12 protein-coding genes are annotated in these 24,123 nt (G+C 42.2%); all 12 read right to left on the bottom strand.

Annotated features, from left to right (window positions below):
- Positions 1 to 28: 28 nt before the first annotated feature.
- Entirely contained in the window at positions 29 to 1,837 is a 1,809-nt protein-coding gene (locus DW640_RS11095; RefSeq protein WP_117578128.1) for a hypothetical protein, read from the bottom strand.
- A gap of 21 nt (positions 1,838 to 1,858) precedes the next feature.
- On the bottom strand, positions 1,859 to 3,991 hold the full coding sequence (locus DW640_RS11090) for an alpha-N-acetylglucosaminidase (RefSeq protein ID WP_117578126.1): 2,133 nt from the start codon (positions 3,989 to 3,991) through the stop codon (positions 1,859 to 1,861).
- Between the two features lie 68 nt (positions 3,992 to 4,059).
- A complete protein-coding gene (locus DW640_RS11085; RefSeq protein WP_062694214.1) occupies positions 4,060 to 7,008 on the bottom strand; it encodes a glycosyl hydrolase 115 family protein in 2,949 nt (982 codons plus the stop codon).
- 147 nt (positions 7,009 to 7,155) lie between these two features.
- Entirely contained in the window at positions 7,156 to 8,016 is an 861-nt protein-coding gene (locus DW640_RS11080) for an FAD:protein FMN transferase (protein WP_008761862.1), read from the bottom strand.
- An 87-nt stretch (positions 8,017 to 8,103) separates the two neighbouring features.
- Positions 8,104 to 9,453, bottom strand: a complete 1,350-nt coding sequence (locus tag DW640_RS11075) for a DUF1080 domain-containing protein (protein WP_072067238.1) — start codon at positions 9,451 to 9,453, stop codon at positions 8,104 to 8,106.
- A gap of 56 nt (positions 9,454 to 9,509) precedes the next feature.
- Positions 9,510 to 10,928 (bottom strand): Gfo/Idh/MocA family oxidoreductase, encoded by a 1,419-nt coding sequence (locus tag DW640_RS11070; RefSeq protein WP_008761860.1) that lies wholly within the window; start codon positions 10,926 to 10,928, stop codon positions 9,510 to 9,512.
- Positions 10,929 to 10,974: 46 nt separating this feature from the next.
- Positions 10,975 to 11,223, bottom strand: a complete 249-nt coding sequence (locus DW640_RS11065) for a hypothetical protein (RefSeq protein WP_008761859.1) — start codon at positions 11,221 to 11,223, stop codon at positions 10,975 to 10,977.
- Positions 11,220 to 12,512, bottom strand: a complete 1,293-nt coding sequence (locus DW640_RS11060; protein ID WP_008761858.1) for a Gfo/Idh/MocA family oxidoreductase — start codon at positions 12,510 to 12,512, stop codon at positions 11,220 to 11,222. Before DW640_RS11060 ends, DW640_RS11065 begins: the two co-directional genes overlap by 4 nt.
- 61 nt (positions 12,513 to 12,573) lie before the next feature.
- Positions 12,574 to 16,596, bottom strand: a complete 4,023-nt coding sequence (locus DW640_RS11055) for a two-component regulator propeller domain-containing protein (protein WP_048696075.1) — start codon at positions 16,594 to 16,596, stop codon at positions 12,574 to 12,576.
- Positions 16,597 to 16,695: 99 nt separating this feature from the next.
- Positions 16,696 to 18,756 carry an acetate--CoA ligase family protein gene (locus tag DW640_RS11050; RefSeq protein WP_016269009.1) on the bottom strand — a complete coding sequence of 687 codons (2,061 nt, stop codon included), beginning with the start codon at positions 18,754 to 18,756 and terminating at the stop codon, positions 16,696 to 16,698.
- A gap of 397 nt (positions 18,757 to 19,153) precedes the next feature.
- Positions 19,154 to 19,570, bottom strand: a complete 417-nt coding sequence (locus DW640_RS11045) for a hypothetical protein (protein WP_141652236.1) — start codon at positions 19,568 to 19,570, stop codon at positions 19,154 to 19,156.
- 51 nt (positions 19,571 to 19,621) lie between these two features.
- On the bottom strand, positions 19,622 to 24,112 hold the full coding sequence (locus tag DW640_RS11040) for a DUF6443 domain-containing protein (protein WP_117578124.1): 4,491 nt from the start codon (positions 24,110 to 24,112) through the stop codon (positions 19,622 to 19,624).
- Positions 24,113 to 24,123 lie beyond the last annotated feature (11 nt).

Raw genomic sequence — 24,123 nt, 5'->3', positions numbered from 1 at the left:
ATAATTAATTATTCACGTTATTATCAGATTACAATCCCGCCACCGGTATCCAGCGGCTTATAGAAGACACATCACTGACTGCTTCCTCTTCTTTATTGTCGGTAATAGAGAAATTGACCAATACCTGTCCCGAAGAAATAGTCAGGCTGGAACGGGGGACAGAGATTTCGGCAATATAACCATAGTTGTCAATACGATCTTCATTGGTGTCATTGCACACATAAGTTTTCACTTCTACCCCCATCTCCGCATTGTTCCACTTGCCGGCATAAGTTTCGGTACTTTTCAATCCATCCATTGATACTTGTATCCGTTTAGCACCGTTCGTCAAACTTTTACTATCATCCGGAGAGAGATAAACAGTAGCATAATCACCTCTCAGCAAGCTCCGGTCAAGTACTTCCACCAGGAAATATACATTCTTGTCATCACACGAACAGCGGAGAGTTCCCTGCACTTGCGATTTTTCTCCGACAAAAAGCGCATGATCCGTATTCACCCATTCCTTATTGTTGCCATCCACCTTTACGTTACGGCGTACTGCATTGATACGATGATTAAGAATAAATTGTGATAACATGATTGTTCCATTAGAAGTATCAGGCATCGCTCCCACCAATTGATGCGGATTTACCAAATTCAACGTTCCCCAATACCCCTTACCTGAAAACGGTGAATAAGCACTTCCAAAATTACGCGCTTTGGCATCCCCCATTTTCATATAGAAAGTAGAAGATTTGTTATACGAAAGCACAGTCTCACCCGATGGAAACTGAGATAAATATGGAGCGCTGCCTAAAAAAGACAAATTGTCGCTATCAGCCGGTCCTTCCTGATCCGCATCAAGATGATCCCATTCACCATCTTCGCCGGAATAAGCCAGTGATATATAATATGTTCCACGGTTATTAGTCTCTACAGCGGCCGCCAGTTCATTACTACCTTTAAGTTGAATAACAGACGGCATCTGATGATTGAAGTATGTTTTTCCGTCTTGTTCCCACTTCATTCGTATCACATAGTAAGGGATACTTCCAAATGAAGGCGTCCACGTTTGACCGCCATCTCTGGATATGACCATTGCAGTTCCGGTGTCTTTGCCTTCAATACCCGTACGGCTACTGTCCGTGAAATAGCAATGGATTTCTCCCGAGGACAATTCCAGCAAATACGGCTCCCAGTTGACACCTTGATACACTGAGACCGGTTCACTCCACGTAACGCCATTATCGGTACTACGTCTCATTTCAATACCTGCATCATTAGGTAAGTCTCTATACCCATTATTAGCCCTATAGGAGGCTACGGCCAGAATATCTCCGTTGGAAAGTACCAGCCCATCACAATTTGAATAACGCCGGTCATTCTTTTCACCTTTACTGTCGATAATACTGTAATTTGTAAACAGCTTGCCTTTATAACTCCATGTTTTAAAGTCCGTACTGGTCGCATAAGAACAACTGGCACCAATCTGATTGTTGTGATAGAACATGATATAACCATCATTAGCCAATTTCTTAACCCGTACATAATTAGGTTTGGCAGATTTTAGTACACTCTCTCCCAATTGTGAATACGTCCGAAAGTTCATCTTCAAGGACGAACGCGAAGTAACATCAGCGTGCGAATTAATCACCGGGACACCTTGATTGAGTTTGTCGACAGGAGTAATATGAGCAACAAATGGTTGTTCCGGTTCTTCTTGATCGCCCTTATTACCAGTTCCGCCACCATCACCTCCCTTATGATCCAATGCATCCTCTCCACCACCTCCACAGGCCATGGCTGTAGCGCAGAAAATAACCAACAATACAGCTGTTTTCAATAATCCTTTCATAGTACTATTTTTGAGTAGTGATTAAATATGATATTTACGATACATTCTCTTGGCTGTTTCCACCGGATCAACACCAGTCTCAAGCACATACTTATTATGTGCATTCACCCATGCCTTCTCCGCTTGAAACGAGTCCGGAACAGTAAGTGAACGTCCTTCCAATGTACCTTTAAGATAAGCGATGTAATTAGTCCAGCGAGGCAGATAATAATCCTTCAACAGTCCGCCCCATTCCTTGTGGGCATAGTCGCGCACCGGACTAAGCGTCTCCGTCCATGTCCCGATCAGCATACGGGCATTGTGCTCATACAAATCCTGCAATTCAGGCTGTTTTGACTTCGAACGGGCCATATCCAGCCAGCGTCCCACGAAGAAGCATTCGTGGGTGGACAGTAACTCATTTTGATCCCTAATCAGCTGCAGAAACCTCTCCGACCAGTAATCAAACTGTTTCGTATCTTTCGCCCGATAAGCATCCACCAGATTGTAATATGCTTCCCGCCCTAAATCCGCAAGATACTGACGAACGAAATCGACTGCATCATACTGATAAGTTGACGTCTGCTTCAGACGGTCTGCACTTTGCAAGAATAATCCTACTCCCTGGGCAAAGAGCTCCGGATCATAGAAAATCCGGCATTGACTCCAGGCAGAAGCCGTGATTTTATCTCTTTTCAAGCTGGGAGGGGCACAAAAGACCGACTCTGACGGACGGCGATGACCGGTATAAGTACCATAAGCTGTACGGTGGAAAATAGTCCACGCCTCTTTCAGATTTTCATCTTCCACACCATAACGACGCACTGAATACTCTTTCAACCAGACATCCAGATTCAAATGCTCCGAACGCCAGCGCATTTCATTCAACAAATCAAATACTACCGGATTCACCTCGATGCCTTCCGGGGTAGAGCTGGTTCCTTTCATGCTCGGTGATGCCGCCGAATCCTTCTGACCATCTACCGGACCGGTAGCTATAGCGTCCAGACGCCCGTGCAGACCAATGTTACCTCCATAATTGGAAATATGCGACCATAACCACGGGAAGCCATCAAAGCCCTTGCGCTTCCGCCAGTTATCCCAAAACTCGGCAGCAAGATCAACGATCAGCGTATTCTTTCTGTCGAGTCCTGCCAGCAATTCCTTTTTCGGATTTCCCAACCATGCCTGAATCACCCACGTCGCATCCGGATTATATCGTTTCATGGCCGTCTGTACCCGGCGAGCGGCATCTGTTACGTCAATGCCCCCGGTCTTTCCACCTTCGTGAAAGAGATCACCGCCAAACAAGTCCGCTTTCCCATAAAGCTTCTCATATTCAGCATACCACACCTTTGCCATTTTTTCAAACAACGGATCGGCAGGATCGAGCACAGGAGGACGTTGAAGCGAGTTCCACAGTCCCTGTTCCACCAAGCGGGCTTCCGGATATTTTTCTTTCAACGAAGAAGGAACCATCCCAAAAAATCCCTGAAAAACAGGCTTCATCCCATATTCACGCATACGGGCAAGTATTTTCTTCTGTAAGACTATCTGCTCCTTAAACCATTCATCGGGCAACGGACCACCGATATTCTCAAGATTACCCATCAGCAACCAACCGAAATAAGCCGGTCCACACAAGAACTCCTTTACTTCCGGAAGCGTATACCCGAATTTCAACAGCGTATTCCGCCATACAGCCTCCGCCCCAACCATAGCCATCGGCATATTGATACCGCTCAAAGCCATCAGATCTATTTCACGTTCCCAACGTTTCCAGTCCCAAAAGGCCGTGGTATAACTAAATGTGCAATAATTCATGTAAAAATTATCGGATAGTTTAGTCGCATGACGTTCTTTCACCTGTGGCAGATCAACAGGCAATTGAGGTAACTGGTCTCCACAGAAAGAGACATGGGCATGACAGTAATACTTCAGATACCAGTTAATGCCAAAGGCGGCACTTACATAATTGTTGGCACGCACTGTGACTTTGCGCCCGCCACCATACAGTTCAAAATAGTCGCCTTCATCAGAAGAAGAACAGATCTCAATCTTAAACCGGTCGGAAAGCCCTTCCTGAAGACGTTCCAACATTTGCTTTACCGGATTAGCAGCCTCAACAATCGCAGCAAAGAGCAGGAAGACTAAAAGTAAAAAGTGTTTTTTCATGGTTAACCCTATCACCCATGGTCATATACAACCATGGCAATCTTTAACTACATATTCATCAAACAACTCTATTTTCTTGTCGGTTGTGGTCCAAAGTAGGAACGTTTCATTCCTCCAAAGTCCAATACAATCTTTTGCAATACAGTTCCGGCATCTCCACAGATTATTTTCACGGTATGCTTACCCGGCTTGTCGATATGCAAAGTTGTTTTATTGATTCTACAGTTCTTCAATACGCTCTCATACCAGATTTGCGCATATTCAAAAGAAGATGTAGACGGATTCAAAACCGGTCCTTCGTCAATACATACACCATATTTGGTTTCGATATTCGTTGCTTCGTGTCCGGCATAGCCTCTGTCCTTGCTTGTCACGAATGTAGGCAACACATATGTATAGACATCAACCGAACCTTGCTCGAAAGTATAGAAGTCATACTCCAGACGTGGTGTGCTACGTCCTGCAGTACGTTGTGGGGCAGCCGTCGGATCACCCAACTGAATAGCCGTATTCTCTATCCCCAGATTAGGAATGGTTCTCATCTTGATCGCCTTATTTTCCACTTTCCGGTGGAAACTTGCCGCATCGATAGAGACATATCCGTTATGTTCCACAAATAAAGTATCCATTTCGGCAAGGGATGGAGAAGAAGGATTGAATACAGAGATGTAAACATTCTCTTTCTCGCCCCGGTCGGAAGTAATTTCCAATACCCCGAATACTTTCTCTCCAACCGGTACTTTTGCCCAGTCTACCGATACTTCGATACGTTCCTCCGTAGCCGTTTCGCCTGCCTTCTTGCTCAATAAAATCCAGTTGTCCGTAACAGATGCCTTCCATTTCAACGGGCTTGCCCCTTTATTGAAAACATCCACATAATATGACTGACGCAGGTAAGTATTGAAACAAGGCAAGGAGTGGAAACTCTTCAGACCTTTCAGCACATCTTCTCCCTCTGCCATTACGCCCAGTGTAGCGTCAGATGCCAGTGAAGTCTTTCTTAATGCCGGAAGTTCAAAGTAAGCAGCGGCAAATCCCTGTTTCATTGTCATTACATGATCCCATTTGCCACCGAGCAGCGAATTATATCCTTGGGTAATGACTTGCAGACTATCATAACAAGCCTTCACTTTTTTCTCCAATTCGCTGGTAGACGCTCTTTGCTGAATGGAGTACCAACGGTTTCTCTGTCCGTCCAGTATCATTCTGTTCAGCAACTCACATCCTTTCACCGGATAATACAATGACTGGTAGAAGCAGGCCTTTTTCTCTTCCGGCAGCTTATTCAGAATCTTCTCTGTAATGCTTCCGATCCGGCGGTATTCACTCAGGCGTGAATCCACTTCCCTGTAATTCGCCAAGGAGAAATCAGTATCTGTATTCCGTTCTCTTCCATGCTTATCGGTAGCCCACTGATAGCCCCATCCCATAAACTCCGGTCTGCGGGCAAAAGCCAGTTTGTAGAATGAGTTGATCACATCCTGATACTCATTGCGGTATTCGTCACCCAGCATACCACACAACCATTCCGTGCGATAAGTAGCCGCTCTGTCAAAATTGAAAGAATCGATATCATAAGCCATCGACAGGAAGAAATCTACAGCAAACTCACATGATTTGATATCACCGGCATTGAGCAGCCAGATCCGGTCTGCCGTCATGTCATAAGCCTTGCGAAGTTCTTCGTACATCAGCGTGGGTGAAGTGGTGTTCATCCAAAGATGATCGTGAGGCTTGCCCAGATAGGAAGAATGATAATAAACACCCGAACGTCCCGAACGCTTCTGTTCTTTCGGACTGCTCAGACGCTTCATATAGCCATAGTTGTCGTCTGGCCATATAATCGTAACATCATCCGGCAGTTCCAGTCCCTCGTCGTATACATCCAGCACCTCTTTATAAGGAGTAAAGGCTTGCGGGATATCTTCGCCACGCTTACCCGTCGCATCAATCAGCATCTTTCTTTGTGCCATCAATGCATCTTGGAGCATCTGTTTTCTATCCGCCATATCATTGCTCGCATTCATCGCTCTGTCATGCAATCCGCGCAGAGCCAGAGTGTACACATTCTCAAAAGGAGCACATTCATTCGCACGTGCTCTCAGCACACTGTCTACTCCCGCTCTATTGTTGATGTAATCCCATTCGCCCATCTTGTCACGTTTCCACTCGCTTGCCGTGTTGAACAACAGCGGTTCGCAGTGAGAAGACCCCATCACGATGGCGAAACTATCTGCTACCAATCTATTCTCCGGTATACGATGAAATGCCATAGACGCATCGTGCATGGCCGGACACAGATAATTTGCCTGAAGACGGAGCAGTAACTCACAAATCTGCGCGTATGTTTTCGGTCCGAAGTTTCCACGTTCTTTCTCATAATTGTTCTTTGACCAGCGATAAAGTCCCCAGTCTTCGTCATTGATAAAGATACCTCTGAACTTGACAGCAGGTTCTTTTGAAATGAATTTATGAACGTTGACAGCCAGTTTTTTCTGTTGTTTTATCGGAGCATCGGCCCACCAGTACCAGGGAGACACACCTATCGCTTTAGATATGGAGAGAAGTCCGTAAGCCGTACCACGCCTGTCACTACCAGCTACGACAATGGCTTTCTTAATACCCGGTGCAGGATTATCAACCGTTTCTATCATATAACGTTCCCATCCACCGGTGATGGGAGTTGTGTCTATCTTCTTTTGGGCTACCAGCGCATTGATCCATGCGCTTTTTCCGACAGTTCCCACGATGATGGCATAACGAGCCGAGACATCACCCGGATTACTTGCTTGTGTTTTCAGGTCCTGTCCCGTCACACGACGAACGTCGTCTGCAAATAAAGTCACACTCTTACGAACGACAGTTTCATCCTTGCCATCAAAACAAACAACGACATTGGCAGCCGGTGAAACGATGGGAAAACTGTTTTTACCAGCGTTCTTATCCAATAATACTTGTGCTTCTGTTGATACAAGGCTACAGCAAAACAGCCCTACTAATAAAATCTTATTTTTCATATAAAAGTTAGATTGATAATCGACGCTACAAAGAAAACCAAAAATCAACAGAAGTAATAAAAGAAATAGACCGATAAATGGAATAATATGGTCAAAAGACCATTCCAGACGTGTTTTATCGCCAGAAAGAAGAAATAATGCGGTCGATTAATAACCAATAAGGAAGTGATTGACAAGTAAAGGGCGGAGACTGGCAAGCAACGTTTCACGCTGTTCCGGACCGGCGGCAAACAGAGCGGTAGACAGTATCTCTCCGACAGCCCCATTCTTTGTTACAACCGCTATCTGCCTGAGACCTTCAACAAAGTTGCCATTTTGAGGAGAAATAATATGCCTGCGCCCCTCCGACTCGTTTCCGGAAGTAGTGAGGCATTCATTATAAAGGAGTATACTTTGAGACTCCCCGGTCTTTTCCGTCTCCGACTGGTTGCCAAAGTTAACTTTCCATCCCGTTCCGGCCGGATGGTTGCCTAAAGCAAGTACAGAACTGTTTCCCATATTGATCAACGCATTTTCTATAGAACAGGAGTGCAATATGTCTCTGATTGTCTCCAAGGCATATCCTTTCAGAAATCCTGAAAGGTTGATCGTTATCCCCGGTTGCCGGTAAAAAATACTTTGTTCTTCTGCCGACAAACATACCGAATGAATAGTATCCTGATTATAATTCTCCGAATGAACTGTCACATCGAAGCATCCCGATGTTTTCTCGTGATATTCCAGACACAGATCAACCATTGCATAAAGTTGACTGCTAAGAACTACCGGAGATACAGAAGCGGTCCGGTTGACGACAGCCAGTTCGCTGGCAGGATCATAATAGTTGGCTGTCTTCTCCAGGCAGCTTAAAGCTTCATGAATACGTTCAGCAACAGACAGCAGTTCTTCTTCTGATTTCTGACTGCACAAAAGAATATCTACGCGTGTATGCATAGACGGGAACCAGACGTAAAGTAATCCGTCGCCCTCATGGGATGGTCTGTACAAATGTTGAATGGCAGTCTTCATCTATCAAAAAAGAAAGGAGCTGTGCTCGAAGCAGCATTCATCAACAAAATGAGATTTCCGGCACAACTCCTCTTCTACAATATATTCTTATTTCAATTCTTTAATCTTCACGTTCTTGAACCATACTTCATCTCCGTGGTCTTGCAGAAGGATGTTACCTTCAATAATATTTCCAAAGTTAGGCCAGTTCTTATACTTGCTATAAGCTACCAGTGCATTCCACATTTCATTGTTACGGTCATACTCAATCAGTTTCTCTCCATTCAGCCAGTGCTCTACATGGTTGCCTTTGACGATGATCATAGCAGTATTGAACTCTTTCTTATGGAAAGGTTTATTCTTAGGAGCCGGAATCAGGTCATACAATGAACCCAATTGTCTGTTGCCTTTCACGCCAAGTTTAGCATCCGGATGCTTGTCATCGTCCAGAATCTGGAACTCGCAACCGATAGCAGAACCGGCACCCTTATTCATTTCAGGATTAACGAAATACTTGATTCCGCTGTTTGCACCTTCAGTGATCTTGAAATCTACAGTCAGGATAAAGTCCTTATAGGTACGGGTAGTTACGATGTCACCACCGTTGGCAGATTCTGCACCGCCACTTTTTACTACCTTAAGGATGCCGTCTTCCATCTTCCAGCCTTTGGCAGGGAAAGTAGAAAGTTTCGCTCCTCTCCAGCCTTCGTTAGTCTTGCCGTCCCACAACAATGCCCAGCCTTCTTTCTTCTCACGTGGAGAGAGTGTGTTAGGAATCAGATTTCTTTCGGGTGCAGCCTGACATTCCGGTGTCTGATAACGTTCTACGTCTGTCGTACAGATACGGATATTCTTCCAGCTTACTGTCTTGCCTTCGTCAGCAGCGTTGCCGATAGCGTGTACCTGCAAGGCGATAAATCCGACAGGAGTCATATCGTCCCAGATATTAGCACAAGCCACTCCGTTGATCCATGTACGGATAGAGTTGCCTATCGCTTCGATACGGGCCTTATTCCATGCATTGTTCTTGAAAGCCGTACGTGCCGAAGGATTCCAGTTCAAAGAATAAATCCAGTTTCTGCGAGCTTCGTCATAGATACCACCCGACCAGGCACGTTTGGAGGGATCAATCTCGAACTGATAACCGTGTACACGGCCCTTGTTATATTCTTTTTTGCTTTCACTGCGAATCTGTACTCCTGAATTCAAGCCATCATCAACCTTAAAGTCAAACTCAAGGATAAAATCTCCGTAATTCTTGGTGGTTGCCAGGAAGGTATTAGGAGTTCCCATTTTTGATACACCTACAATGGCATCGTCTACGATTTTATACTCAGCCTTGCCGTTCAGTTTTTTCCATCCTTTCAGGTTTTTACCATTGAAAAGCGGTTCCCAATTCTGTGCTGACAAAGAAGCGGCACAGAACAAAAGTAAAGTCAATACGATATTTTTCTTCATTACTTATATTGTTATTATAATCAAACTTTATTCTGTTTTATATTTCCTACCGGTCTTTACAACTTATAAAACTCATCCCAGCCTTTACGCGGCGGAAGTCCGGCCAACATTGAATTAGCAAATTCATTATTGGTAATCTGCTTCGTGCGGGGATCGAAGAATAACTGGGTATTGAGACGTTGCGCCATTACTCCCAGTGAGAATACCTGACTCAAGACACCGTTAATCTCGAACGGTGAACGCGTCTTTTCAATGCCATTACATGCCAGCAAGAAATTCTCGAAGTGATTGGACGGACTTTTAGGCACTTTCGGCAACTTATCTGCCATTTCCTTTGCCTTTTCTTCTGGAATGATAGACAAAGTACTTCCGTGACTACCACCCTTGAAAGTCAGTTCCTTTGAATAAATAATCTTTCCCGGATTCAGTTTGGCAGGAGGAACATCGCCCTGATTAGTCTTGGGAATGTTCGGATCCAGTCCGGAAACACCGTAACCTGCAGGAATAGGAGGAAGATTATCCAGACCGTCATACCAAGTGACATCTACCGGTGGCATTCCTTTGCGCTGCGGGAAACGGAAAAGAATCGTAGAAGAATATGGGAAAAAGTAATCATTGTGTCCTTCCTGATGTGTCAGAGTCACTTCGTAAGGCAAGCCTAGTTCAAGAAACTCGTGAACAGTATCCAATATATGTGCTCCCCAGTCGCCCAAAGCTCCCATACCGAAGTCATACCAGCAACGCCATTCACCCTGATCATACTTATTGCAATATTCATGATAAGGAACAGCTCCCAGCCAGGTATTCCAATCCAAATCCTTCGGGAGTTGCTGGCCTGAAGGTAGTTTATAAATGTTCGTATCCCACTTATGCCAGCGACGCGGATTATTCATGTGAGCAGTAACAGCTGTCACATCCTTGATGATCCCTGCATCCATCCAAGCTTTAAATTGGAAGTAATTTGCTTCCGAGTGTCCCTGATTTCCCACCTGAGTAGCCAGGTTCGGACGTTTAAGGGCAGCCTGCATCAACAGTTCCGCCTCATAGAAAGTACGGGCCAGCGGTTTTTCCACATACACGTGTTTGCCGGAAGCCAGAGCCAGCATACTGATAGGGAAGTGAGAGTGATCAGGAGTAGCAATTGCTACAGCATCAAACTCGTTACCAGCCTTGTCAAACATCTGGCGGAAGTCTCTGAACTGTTTCGCTTTAGGATACATGCCCATCACCTTTCGTGTATGTTTAGCTCCCATGTCTACATCACACAGAGCCACAACCTCTACCATACCCGTACGTGCAAAATCCTGTATAATTTGCTCTCCACGGTTTCCAATGCCAATATAGGCTATTTTTACCTTTTCATTTCTTCCTTTTTTCGATGAAATAGTTTGAGCATTCAGCAGTTCACCGGATCCCAGTGCTAATCCGGCAGAGGCCAGTGACATTGTCTTTAGAAAATCTCTTCGTGTTGTCATAAATTATTCATTGATATTGATTAAGTATATTCGTTCAGGTCTGTTCTCACAGCCTGTTTCTCTTCTTTGTGAATAGCGCTTTCACTCCATAGAAAAGGAGGCGCAGAAGCGCCCATGCGGCATAGAGTACAAAAGCAAAAATGATTATATAGAAAATAGAGGTGATCATCTCCATCATGGATCTGTGATATGTGATGATTGCATAAAGATTCACCAGATTGGCAAGCACAAAACATACAAGTAAAGTGATTATTTCTATTTTCTTCCGTCGTGCGGTCAGGACTGTATCTTTCATACTGTTTCGAGTGTTTTGGATTGATGGTTCAGATAGTCAATTTTGTATTCATCAGGAAAGTAAAGCGTTTTTTCTTCCTCCATAGCCTGGTGGCCCAACAGACAGAGCATACTAGCATAGTAGCCTTCTTCGGCAATTCTTTCCGGTTGTTTTTGTGTTATCACAGCCTCTACGAATGCTTCCAGCAACAAGGAAGTACCGTCACCTTTCGGACGTTCGCCCAAAATAAACTCTCCTGTATTCGCATTGGCAGTTTCCGGTGCCCAGCTTGTACCTGCAAAAGGCAGTGAATCAAACATTTTGTTCTCCCAGTCATTGACCAACTGCAGGAATGCCGGTGCAGGAGCCACACTTTCAAAGTAGTATCGTCCCTTTTCCGGTTCCACCGTTCCGAGATTACCCATAATCTGCTCTTCCAGACCATAGAACTTATTGGAAATAATGGAATCGAATGTCATCTTCACGCCATCATCGAATACATATATACAACTTACATTATCATATACTTCACGTCCGTCCTTCCAATAAGTGATGGCTCCGTGCCCCATTACCTTCTCAGGAAGTTTTTGCAATGCCCAGCTACCTATCTGAAGCTGATGGCAGGCAAGTTCCGTCATTAATCCCTTCGAGAATTCCTTATAGAGACGCCAGTTTATCAGACGCTCCAAACTTGGTGAAGGAACAGAACGTCTCCAGTCGCCATTCCGGTTCCAGAAAGTATGAATTCCGTTGATTTCGCCGAACGTACCCGCATGGATCATTTCCATCGCCTTGATATAGCGCGGATCAAAGAGACGTTGCTGCCCGGTGAAGAAAATTTTTCCGGTGCTGCGATGCTTTTGATATATATGGTAACACTCTTCCATCGTATAACCGATTGACTTTTCGCAGAATACATGTTTCCCGGCATCAAAAGCATCCATCACTATTTTATAGTGAGCACTAAGAGGAGTTGCCACAAGGACGGCATCTATATTCTTATCTTCCAACACCTCCTTATAGTTACCGTATACTTTTGCCTTAGGGGCAAGTTTCAAAGCCTCATCAATCGAAGGCTGATAAATATCGCACAACGCTACAATATCCACCTTCGGATTTTTCACAAGGAAACTCATTAAAAATCGTCCTCTCGAACCGGGACCGATAATTGCCAGACGGCATTTTTCACTAGACGTGTTCGTCACCTCCGAAAATGCAGAAAGCCAGGGACTCGCTGCAAGAAATGCTCCAGCCCCGGCTATTCCCATATTTTTCAGAAAATCTCGTCTACTAATAGGTGTATCTTTCATTATTTAATTTATTAAATTCTCGTATTTTATTTCAGTTTCCGTATCAAGGCTAACTGATTATTCAATCCACAAAGTCCTTCGGCAACACTCCAAACTGCTTCTGAAAACATTTGGCAAAATAGGACGGAGAGTTGAATCCTACCATATAGCAGATTTCAGTTACTCGCCCTTCTCCTTCTTTCAGCAACTGGGCAGCCTTTTTCAAGCGTTCCAAACGAAGATACTCATTCGGGCTCAAATCCAGTACTCCCTTTATCTTACGATAGAAGTTAGAACGACTCATATTCAAACTGTCCGCTATATCATCCATGCTGAACTCCGGATTATTAAGATTAGCCAAAATTACTTCATTCAGTCTCTTGATAAAGTCTTCGTCGGCCTTGGTCAATGCCATGGTGTTGGCTGCCACAAAAGGTGACTGCGCAAAAGTCCGGCGTAGTTTTTCTCTGTTCTGAATGAGGTTAGAGGCACAAGCTTGTAAGTATTCGACAGAGAAAGGCTTCTCGATATAGGCATCTGCGCCCAGCTCCATGCCTTCTATCTTAGACTGGATGTTCGTTTTCGCAGTCAGCAGAATAACAGGGATATGACTATAATTCAAGTCCGATTTAATCGTCTTACAGAGTTCAAAGCCATCCATCACAGGCATGACTACATCACTCACTACCAAATTCACATAATTGCCATCCAACATTTTCAAGGCTTCCGCCCCATTGACTGCCGACAGTACGGCATATTCTTTCGACAACTGGCGGACAACAAAGGCTCGCATATCCGGATTATCCTCCACTACCAGTACTGTAGGGCGATTGTCTTTTTTTTCTCCTTGTTCCACTTCCACCGGAACCTCACTTACAGGTTCCGGTTCCGCTTTTGTTTCCGGAGTCAAAGTAATTGTCATATCCTGAACGATAGGCAATGTCAGGCAGAAGGTATTACTATTTTCTTCTTCCCCCATAGCCAGCGTTCCTTGATGCAGTTCGGCCAATGAGCGTGAAAGAGCCAGTCCGATACCCGTTCCGGTGGTCACTTTTCCGTCTTCTCTCTCGTTGAAACGGACAAAAGGCTGGAATATTTCTTCCCTCATCTCACGAGGGATAATCACTCCGTCATTCACTGTACGGATACGGAATACATTGCTTTCATCCCCCTCGGTCACCTCCAGAGATACGTGTATATAATGTTCCGAATATTTCACGGCATTGTTCAGCAAGTTACTGATAATCTTGGTGAATGCCTCTTGATTGACATGAGCATAAAAATCCGTCTCGGGCAGTTGCAGGGTAAATTCCAGTCCTTTCTGTTTGGCAAGAGAAGTAAACCGCAGGTGGGTTTCTTTCAGCACCTCCGTGATGTTGCATTTAGCAAAGTTCAAACGGAATCCCTGACTTTCCGTCTTGCGGAAGTCTAGTAATTGGTTCGTCAGATTCAGCAAACGTTCCGTATTCTGCTTCATAATATTCAGATCCTCACGCGTCTCCGCATCAACCTTTTTCTTAAGAATAATATTCTCTAGTGGACCTTTAATCAAAGTCAGCGGAGTACGTATCTCGTGAGCTACATTCGTAAAGAAGTCGATCTTTGCATGATAGATCTCGCGTTCCTTTTCCTGCTCGAACTTCTCCATCTGCCTGCGATGCTTATAGTTACTTCGCTGCTTGAAATACCACACAGCATACAGGGAGCAGCCTATGATCAGCAAAACATATACGCAATAAGCCCAGATAGTAAGATAAAAAGGAGGAAGTATACGAACGATCAAAGATACTTCATTTTCGTTCCATACTCCGTCACTGTTAGAAGCTTTCACACGGAAGGTATAATTGCCATACCACAAGTTGGAATAGGATACCACAGGACTCTCTCCAACGGGCAGCCATTCATCATCAAAGCCATCCAACTTATACATGATCTGATTCATTCGCGGAGCCTGGAAATCCAAAGCAGCGACACGAAATGAAAAAGAATTCTGATCAGGCTGAAGAACCAGCTCATCCAAGAAATTAATACTTTTCTTCAGCGGAGACGAAGGATCACCAGGATATACTTCTTTTCCGAACAACAAAAAGTCCGTAATCACAATGGATGGAAGAGACTTATTTTCAGAGAAGTTTTTCGGATTAAAAGCGACAAAGCCGTCAATACTGCCCAGATAAATCGTTCCATCTTCCGTCTCAAAGCTGGAACGATAGTTAAACTGCTCGCCCAACAGACCGTTGGCGGTAGTATATACTTTCATCGCTCCCGTGGCAGGCTGAAAAGACACCAGACCATTATTGGTTGTCAGCCACATAAGGCCTTCTTTATCTTCCACAATCTGATAAACAACATCATTCGGCAATCCGTTACGGGAATCATAGCTAGTAAAAGTTTCTGTTTCGGGATGAAACTTGCAGAAACCTCCACCTTGTGTAGTTAACCAGATTTGTCGGTGAGAATCTTCGAAAATGCTCAATACCTTATCATACGGCAGACTTCTAGGGTTGTTTTCATCGTGCAAGTAATTGGTCCATTTCTTTTCATTGACATTATAGCAATAGGCCCCATTAGCATAGGTCGCCAGCCATAGATTACTGCCGGAATCTTCTTTGATATCATATACAAACTTACCGTTCAGTTCCGGTATCCGGTCAAAATCATCGGTCTGCTTATTATAGCGCAGCAAACCAAACAAAGTACCCAAATAAATATCTCCCGTTGTTGTCTGACAAATAGAAAAAACGCTATTATCTATCAATGAACGTGGCGAATCGGTTTTCTGATATGTTTTCACAATCGCTCCCGTACGTGTATCAATAACTTTCACTCCTTTCGCAAAAGTTCCTACCCAAAGATGATCGCCAATCAGACATAATCCATGAACATTAGTGAACGCATTACTTGGAGTAAAGAAAGAGAAGGTTTTTGTTTTCGGATCAAAGCGGTTCAATCCTCCATCTTCCGTACCGATCCACAAGATCCCCTGATTGTCCTGACAGAACTCACGTACTCTTTTTCCATGCAAACCATTATCTGTCCCTTTCGGATAATACTTTTCAAAGTAAGTATAGAAACGGGGATAGTAGTTCACTCCCCCGAAATAAGAACCAATCCATATGCCTCCTTCACGATCCTTACATAGTGAATAGACCGCATTGTCAGAGAGAGAATATGGATCATTGATTGAACTGCGCAAATGGACATATTTGCCCATTCGAAGGTTATAAATATAAATTCCGGATTCCGCCCCTATCCATAATTCATTATCAGAAGCAACCAGCAAGTTACGACAAAGAACCGGTTCTTCATTTTCATCAACGGAAAGCAAATCATGTAATTTGTTGGAAGTTAGGTTCAACTCCTTTGCCCCACCTCTCAAAGAGCCGATATACAGACAATTATAGGCACCTTTTACAAGAGTAGTTACGACATCGTTCTCGAAAGTTTCCTTATTGTCGACGGGAGAGATGTAGGGTTGAAGTGTTTTCAGACGGTCTTTTGAATAAAAGAGTCCGTCACCATAGCAGCCTATCCAGAGAGTTCCGCTGTTATCAAAGACAAAAGACTGGACATTAGTGGAAATGAAAGGAAAGTTTTTCAAGGTAAAATTCTGAAGTTTCTCTTTCTCCAAATCATAACAAAAGAGTCCCTGAGACTCTACCGCAATCCAGACGCATCCCTGGTCATCTCCCACAATCGCTGTCACAGTGTGTTCTATCTTGGTTTCTTCCGCACTCAGTTCTTCAAAATGCCGGAACGAGTCATTCTCCGGATAATAGATATAGAGTCCCACATCCGTACCTACCCAAATGTTTCCTTCCGCATCCTCATAAAGCGCTGTTATGAAATTATTGCCAATGCTTCTCTGACTGCGACCGTCGTGCTTGAACTGACGAAATGACAAACCATCATACCGGTTCAGTCCGTCCTTTGTTCCAAACCACATAAAGCCCTGTTTATCCTGCAAAATAGCGTTTACTGTATTTTGGGATAATCCATTCTGTACACTTAGGTTTTTGAAATAATAATGCTCATCCATCACTTGTGCATGACAGACGATTTGATAGCATATAAAACTTACCAGGAGTACTAAAGCTTTCTTCATACTATACGTATTTTCTACCTTTTTGTTTTGAGTTATCAAATGTAGGCAAAATTACTGCCTAAAGATAGAAAATATGTCTCAATGAATGAAAGAATAGTCCTATTTTTCTATTCGGATACGCGCATCCACTGCTATAACCGCCTTCTCAGTGGCCAGGAGCGGGTTTATGTCCATTTCTTTGATTTCTGTTGCAAACCGGAGCAAGGTAGACAAACGAACAATAATTTCAGCAAATTTATCCTCGTTTACTCCCTTTTGCCCACGAGTTCCCTGGATAATTTTATAGGCGCGTAAGGAGCGAATCATTGAATAAGCCTCTTCATAAGAAAGGGGCGCCAAGCCGGAAGATACATCTTTCAAAACTTCCACAAAAATGCCCCCCAAACCGCAAAGTACCACGTGCCCGAACTTTTCTTCATATTTTGCACCAATAAAAAGTTCCGTGCCTTTGAGCATAGGTTGAACCATGATCGCTTTTGCATCGGGAATCTGCATCATACGGTCAAATTCAAGTGCCAGATGCTGTTCCCCTTTAATGTTCAGTACTACGCCGCCGACATCCGATTTATGTACAGGACCTACTACTTTGGCTACTACCGGGAATCCACATCGACGGGCAAAATCCACGACTTCCTCCTTTTTATTGGAAACAAATTCATCGACCAATGAAATACCGGCTGCGTGCAGCAATGCCTGCACATAATGAGGTTCGATGTATCCATTCTCCGGGATGGAATCAATGATACGACGGATTCTCGGTACATCGACTCCGAACAGTTCAATCTCAGGCACCGCCGGCTTCGGGGCGTTGACAATGCGGGACAGTGCAGTTCCCAAAGTCACTTCGTCGGAAAAGTTCACGTGTCCTTTGGCAAGGAATGCCGCCACTTCCGCTCCTGCTGTATTGATGGAGGGAAGAACAGGGAATATAGGCTTGTGACAGGTCTGCATCTTTTCATGAAGGACATCGTACATTTCAAACATGGTCACCAGTCCGGGTGTGCCGAAGATAGCCAGGATAGCATCTATATTGTCTAATTTTTCTTCGCAATAGTCAATGCAGATACGCAAATGATCCGGTGTACCGGTGGCAAGGATGTCAATCGGATTTCCTACGGAAGCTCCGGGAAAGAGTTGGGCTTTCAGTTCTTCCGCCAGTTCACCTTCCAGCTTAGGGACATTCAGTCCGCCTTTGCTCAAGGCATCCGTCAGCATTACTCCCGGACCTCCGGCATGAGTAATGATGGCAAAGTTCTTCCCTTTCAGTTCGGGGAGGGTGAAGATACAACCAACGGTAGTCAGCTCTTCGCGGGAAAAGCAACGCACGATTCCGGCTTTACGGAACAGCGCCTCTACAGCCGAATCGGAACTGGCAATCGCTCCTGTATGTGAAGAAGCCGCCCGACTTCCGCTTTCCGAACTTCCTGCTTTTATCGCTGCAATCTTACAACCTTTCCTTATTAATGAAGAGGCATGGAAGAGCAATCTGTCCGGGTTGTGAATACTTTCAATATAGAGTAACTTGATACGGGAATCTTTCTCTGGATCAAAATTCTCGTCCATAAATTGCAGCACATCTTCCACACCAATCTGCTTGGCATTTCCTACCGACCAGACAGAATTGAACTGCAATCCTTTTGTCACCGCACTTTCAAGAATAAAGACCGCCGTAGCACCGGAGCTGGAGATCAGATCGACTCCTTTTGAGTTCAAGTTCGGAATAGGCTGGCTGAAGACGCTATGATGCCATGTATTCATCAGTCCGATGCAGTTCGGACCAATCAGTGAAGCACCATATTTGTTGACAGTTTCCAGTATACGTTCTTCCAACAACGCTCCTTCGCGTGTCTCTTCACCAAATCCGGCAGAGAGTATGATAAATGCCCGCGTCTGCTTCTCGCTTGCCAGTGTCTCTACTATATCTGGACACATCACAGCCGGAACAGCCAACACAGCCAAATCGGTATCAGGCAATTCTTTTACATCTGCAAAGGCAGGAACTCCCTGCACTTCTGTCTCCTTCGGGTTCACAGCCCGGAGTTCTCCCTGATAACCTCCGTTTATCAGATTCTTCAATATAGCGCCACCCGGCTTATGTACATTATTCGAAGCCCCTACTACAACTATACTCTCGGGACGAAGCAACTGGGTTGTTATCATATCATACACTGGTTTTCGTTTAAACTAGGATACAAATATATTCTTTCCTGCGAGAAAAAAGAAAGAAAAAGAGGAGAATTATGGGTGGAAGTTCTTAGAAATATAAAATAAATTCCAGGCTTAATATATAATATAGTAACATTTAGCTAGTTTATGCTTTAACTTAATTTTCACAGAAAGCAAAATTATTATTTTATTCCCAATCATAACTTAATAGTGGTAGCTCTTTGTCGATTTAATTAGAATTTACTAGTTTATGTTTTTCTAATTATAATGTTTTTATTCATAAAACTACCCTAACATAGAGTCTTGTCCTGAATGTTAGGGTAGCCGTCAAATCAAGTTACTTCTATGCTAAAAACAAACAAGAATAACTCAAAACAACCTTTACAACACATTAAGAATGAAGCATATCGACATATCTATTTAATATAAACAAAGTTACAACAACCATTATAATACTTATAATAGTGATCCACTTTATTATTCTTCGCTTTAATGGGGTAAATAATTTATATTTTTTATCCAATAAGACGATTGCTTCTTTTCGAATTAAATAATGGTCTAAAAATAAGAATATCCAAATCACAAAAGTTACTACCATACCTATGACTGGACTTCTATCTTTAAAAAAAAATACCAGTTCGTTTTTTGTACACAACAAATAACTATATCCTATCGTCATAATGAACATTCCCATAATCCAGCCCGCTATCATTAGAGAAAACAATTTAGCATCATTGGCATTTTTTCCTACAGGAGGACAATGAAAAAAACGAAAAATAAGATATACAAAATAATCTATAATATTCATCTATTCTCTTGTATTAAATCCTTTAATAAAGGACGGTTAATAATATAAATTTTAGAAATCATATCGCCCTGTCTGAAAATTAAAAGTGCCCATAATAGGATTCACTCCATTTTTGAGATTCTCTTTTTTTTGATTATAGTTCATCACACTTGTATCATAGTATGATGATCCGACAAAAGAAGCTACACCAACTTGCCAATAGAAAAAACTAATTATACCCATAGAAATATCAATACCATTTCTAACACTAGGATCATTATAAAATAGATATCCAGACATTGCTGTAGAGACTACTCCTACTACGTTACCTAATCCTCTAGCTATTTTTGTTGCATCCTTTGCACCTTTAGCACTATTTACAAGACCTTTGGCTTTTCTAGCCAACTTGGTACCCTCCGGTTGATGAAAAATATTCATTGAAAAATATTTTCCCTTCTTCGTTCTAAAGTAACCCTTTCCAAACGGATGTTCAGTATATTTCAATCCGGCGTGAAGAGCAGCTGCATTTCCCCAAGGAACTAAGAATGTATTTACCAGTGATATTTCCTGAGAATAATTATCCTCAGTTCTTTCTACTTTAGATTCTTTTTCTGGCATATACTCCTGTTTCACTTGTTCCCAAGAAACTTCATTTCCATTTTCATCCTCATATCGATGAGTTTTCCAATTGTAATGTGATACCATTCCTGTCGGATCCGCACGATTAAAAGGATTATTCAGACAATAGGTATAAGGGTTTTCCGAGTATGACATTTCATATAAAGGATCAGTAGCCATAAATCGCCCCAAAATTGGATCATACATCCTAGCCCCGTAATCATACCAATCCAATCCGTTTCTTCTATCCAGTTCCTTGCCATTATACTTATAAGGCTGAACAGATGAATCCGAAGCAAACACCCCTCCGAACGGATAATAATGATTCACTTCTTCTACTGTTCTATCCTGACTGACAACTACCCGATTGTTACCCTGATGATCTCGCAGAAAATAATGGTAAACAGTATCTGATAGGGTAATATATCCTTCTCCTGTTAAGAGTTTATCAAGCACTCCGTTTTCATAGATCGCATTGTCACAGTAGTCAGTGGAAGTAATGACCCCATTTATTATGTGTGTAGTACGAATTTTTGTTCCGTTTGCATCATAAAGAAAGGCGATGCTGTTTCCACCCTCAAACTGTATCCGACTGGGTAAATTTAAACAATTATACTGAATTTCAATCATCTTTTTGTTTAAATCTTGTATTAAATTCCCATTAGAATCATAAGAATATTCTACAGATTGCTTTGCTCCATCTTTAAATTCAGAATTATAATTGGAAACAATACTCGTTACATCGTCGTTTACAGCTTGCAACTGATTACCATTGTAAGTAAGAAAAAGGTTGTCAATCAGACCATAACTATTCTCTGCAGTCTGTCCATAGCGTTTGAGACCCAAGATGTTTCCCATCTTGTCATAACCGGTCACTTTCTCGTTGAAACGATTACAATTATTTACCAAGCCTTCTCCCTCGCCATAAATAGCATCTTTCAGTCGTGAAAGTCCGTCATAAGAGAATCGATAACCACGTGTCGTTGATGCATCATTCTGCCATGTCGTACTACTAACATTTCCATTATAACAAGGAACACCCATACCATCAGTATAGTGCAATTTCTGCCTAAAAAATGGACTATCAATCTCAGTTAACCAACCACGGATATTATAATCATTTGTCGTTATTAATGAATCTGATCCATTTATCCGTATCAAACTATCAAGCCTTCCGATTTCATCAAAACAATAAACAAAATCAGTTGCATCATTTCCAATAATACTCACCTCTCTCGTCAGTCTCCCTGCATGATCATAAACATAGCTTTTTTGAATCTTAGCATCTGTAGCATACTCCTTACAAACGTCTATTGGCTGTCCGCTAAAGTTAAAATTAGATTTATAGACTAAAGTCTTTCCATTCACTGTCGTATGCCGTTCTTGAATAAGATTCCGATAATAATCATAATAATAACTATGATATAGTTTCTGCCCGTTACCCAAGACTAAAGTTATATTTCCTGTCAGCAGATCCTTACAGTGTTGCTCCTGTTGATTATCATACAACCGTCCATATTTAGTATCTTCGACATAAAACAATTCTTTATTAATACCATGCAAAAATTTAAGATAATCGTACGTATCGTAATAATTCACTTGTAATATTTCTAACTTATTAGTAAGAATGCTTTCCGGACATTGAATCCTATAACCATAGTAAGTATTAACACTGTCTAGAGCAAATACTGCGTATATATCCGAAGCATCACAAATTTCACGATTCGGTATAGTTCCACGATACATACCTGTAAGAACTTGACGATCCAATAAGTCCATGCAGAAAAAGCTCCATTCATTGCGTTTTCTTTGTTCTCCATTCTGAGTAAATAAGAGACGGTTATTATGATCATATATTTGTTCAATCCAATCACAATCAGGCATCTTTTTACTTATACAACGATGGCGATAATCATAGCGATATTGATAGGCATACTTGTCCAATATATCTTGAGACATTTCTACTAAATTGTCCACTGCTTTAGGTGGCAATACAAAACAGAGACATCCAAAATCATCATAAACATAGTAAGTATCCAAAGTATCTTTGTCGGCAACGTTTCGAGACAATATCAATTGTCCTTCTTTATCCATAAAACTGTATTTAATATGTCCATCCTCGTCTCTGGTTTCGATGACATCCAACTCATAAGCCAAATAGTGTCCATGTTGCAGTAATTGAGGATTGTCCCGTGTTCCACCTACACCCAGAAACAAACAACAATCTTCGACATTATTAATACGATAATTGTTTTTATTACTATGTCCGGAACTTTGCCATGCTTGTCCGGGACCATAACTCTCTATCACACGATTAAGCGGAGAATCCTCGTATACCGAATAACTGAATGCCGAATCATCCGCATACAAAATGCGAGCGTCTGCAGATACAACTTCTTGTTCAGCAAATGCCCCCGCCTCCTTATTTGTGCAAGCAACAGGCAGCCATTGTTTACTGTCACGTCCCAATCCATCATATTCGTGGTGAATAACTATATCTTGTTTTTTAGGTGAAAATTTATACGATATTTCCTGTACAGGTCTCCCCAAATGATCAAAGTAGTGTATATTATGAACAGCTTTGCTGAGATAAGAGAAATTACTTATCGTATCATTAGATACCATTGGCGTAATTGTCTGAATATAATTCAAACTTATTGTGGGAGAATAATTCTCCATTGGTTCCGGTCCCTCTGGCCCTGGTTGTTCCGATTCTTTGTAACATTTTTCTTCTATGCTAAGTCCAAAACGTCCATTTGTCGCTACCCCTTCGCAAATCAAATAATAAGTCCCAGAAGAAAGTTCAAGTCTGATGTCATCATTTTGTTGAATAGTGAATAATGTTTTTTCTCCTAGTTTCCCCTTCATAAGCGTAAGTTCTAACCCTCCTATCATTTCAAAGTGATGAATCATAATCTGAAGAGAAATGGAATCCTCTGAATGAAGAACAAAAAACATATCATTGGTATCTCTCCCATGATAATTATCTGTATATAAAGTTGTATTACAAGACATATCAAAAGATATGCTACCATCCTTTGATGATTGAGTTATTTGAACTGGTACATCTATGCAGTTTCCTGTATTAACAGAGACTCCTGTTATAGATGTATGAAGATAAATATCTTTATCATACCCAGTCAGATAAATATAATAGATACCAGCTTTAAGCCCCATGTCAGTTATGTTACCATCGTAACTATGTTCCATTTCACATTTCTGTTCATCATATACATACGCCTGTATAAGAGCATTGGATCTAGCTACCACATTAATTGACATTGGTTCATTAAGACATACTCTATAATAAACAGGTAGTTTCCCGGTGAAGCCTACATTATAATGTGCATCCATATCGTAGGAAAAGCAACAACCTTGCGTCCCTAAATCAATAGGACTATCTATTAACATTCCCTCCTGTAACATACTAAAGGTTGTACAAATCTTCCCATTATTCACACCATCCGTCAAAGTACTACCTTCACAAACAAGATCATATTCCCCCATTTCCAAAACCATGCAAATAAAAGCCTGATTTTGTAGAATTATTGCCAGATTTTTTTCCTGTTCACCATCATAGGGAAGTAAGTATTTCTGTATTTCTTTAGTCTCTTCTATTTGTGAGTCATCACGTGCAACGCATATTTCAGTATACATACTGTCCTCTGCTGTCTTTTTCAACAAGTACATAGATGTATTCGATAACTCTGAGCCGACATGATGAACTAGCAATACAGTTGGAGCATTTATCCGAAATCTATAATGCACATCATTATTGGAATTTCCATAACTATCCGATGCTAAAGAAGTTTTAGTATTAGAAATAAAAGACCTCTTAAAATAGCCGTAAGGACTTCCTACATCTATGGATTCAGCATATGCCTGTGTCCCTATCAGTAAATATACCAATAGGAAAAACATAAATTTCAAGTATTTTGTATTCATATTTTCCTCAA

The sequence above is a fragment of the Bacteroides sp. AM23-12 genome, from assembly GCF_003434395.1.
In the GTDB taxonomy this organism is placed as follows: Bacteria; Bacteroidota; Bacteroidia; order Bacteroidales; family Bacteroidaceae; genus Bacteroides; species Bacteroides thetaiotaomicron.
Note: the sequence above shows the minus strand (reverse complement) of the source record. Positions and strands in the feature narration are given on the sequence as shown.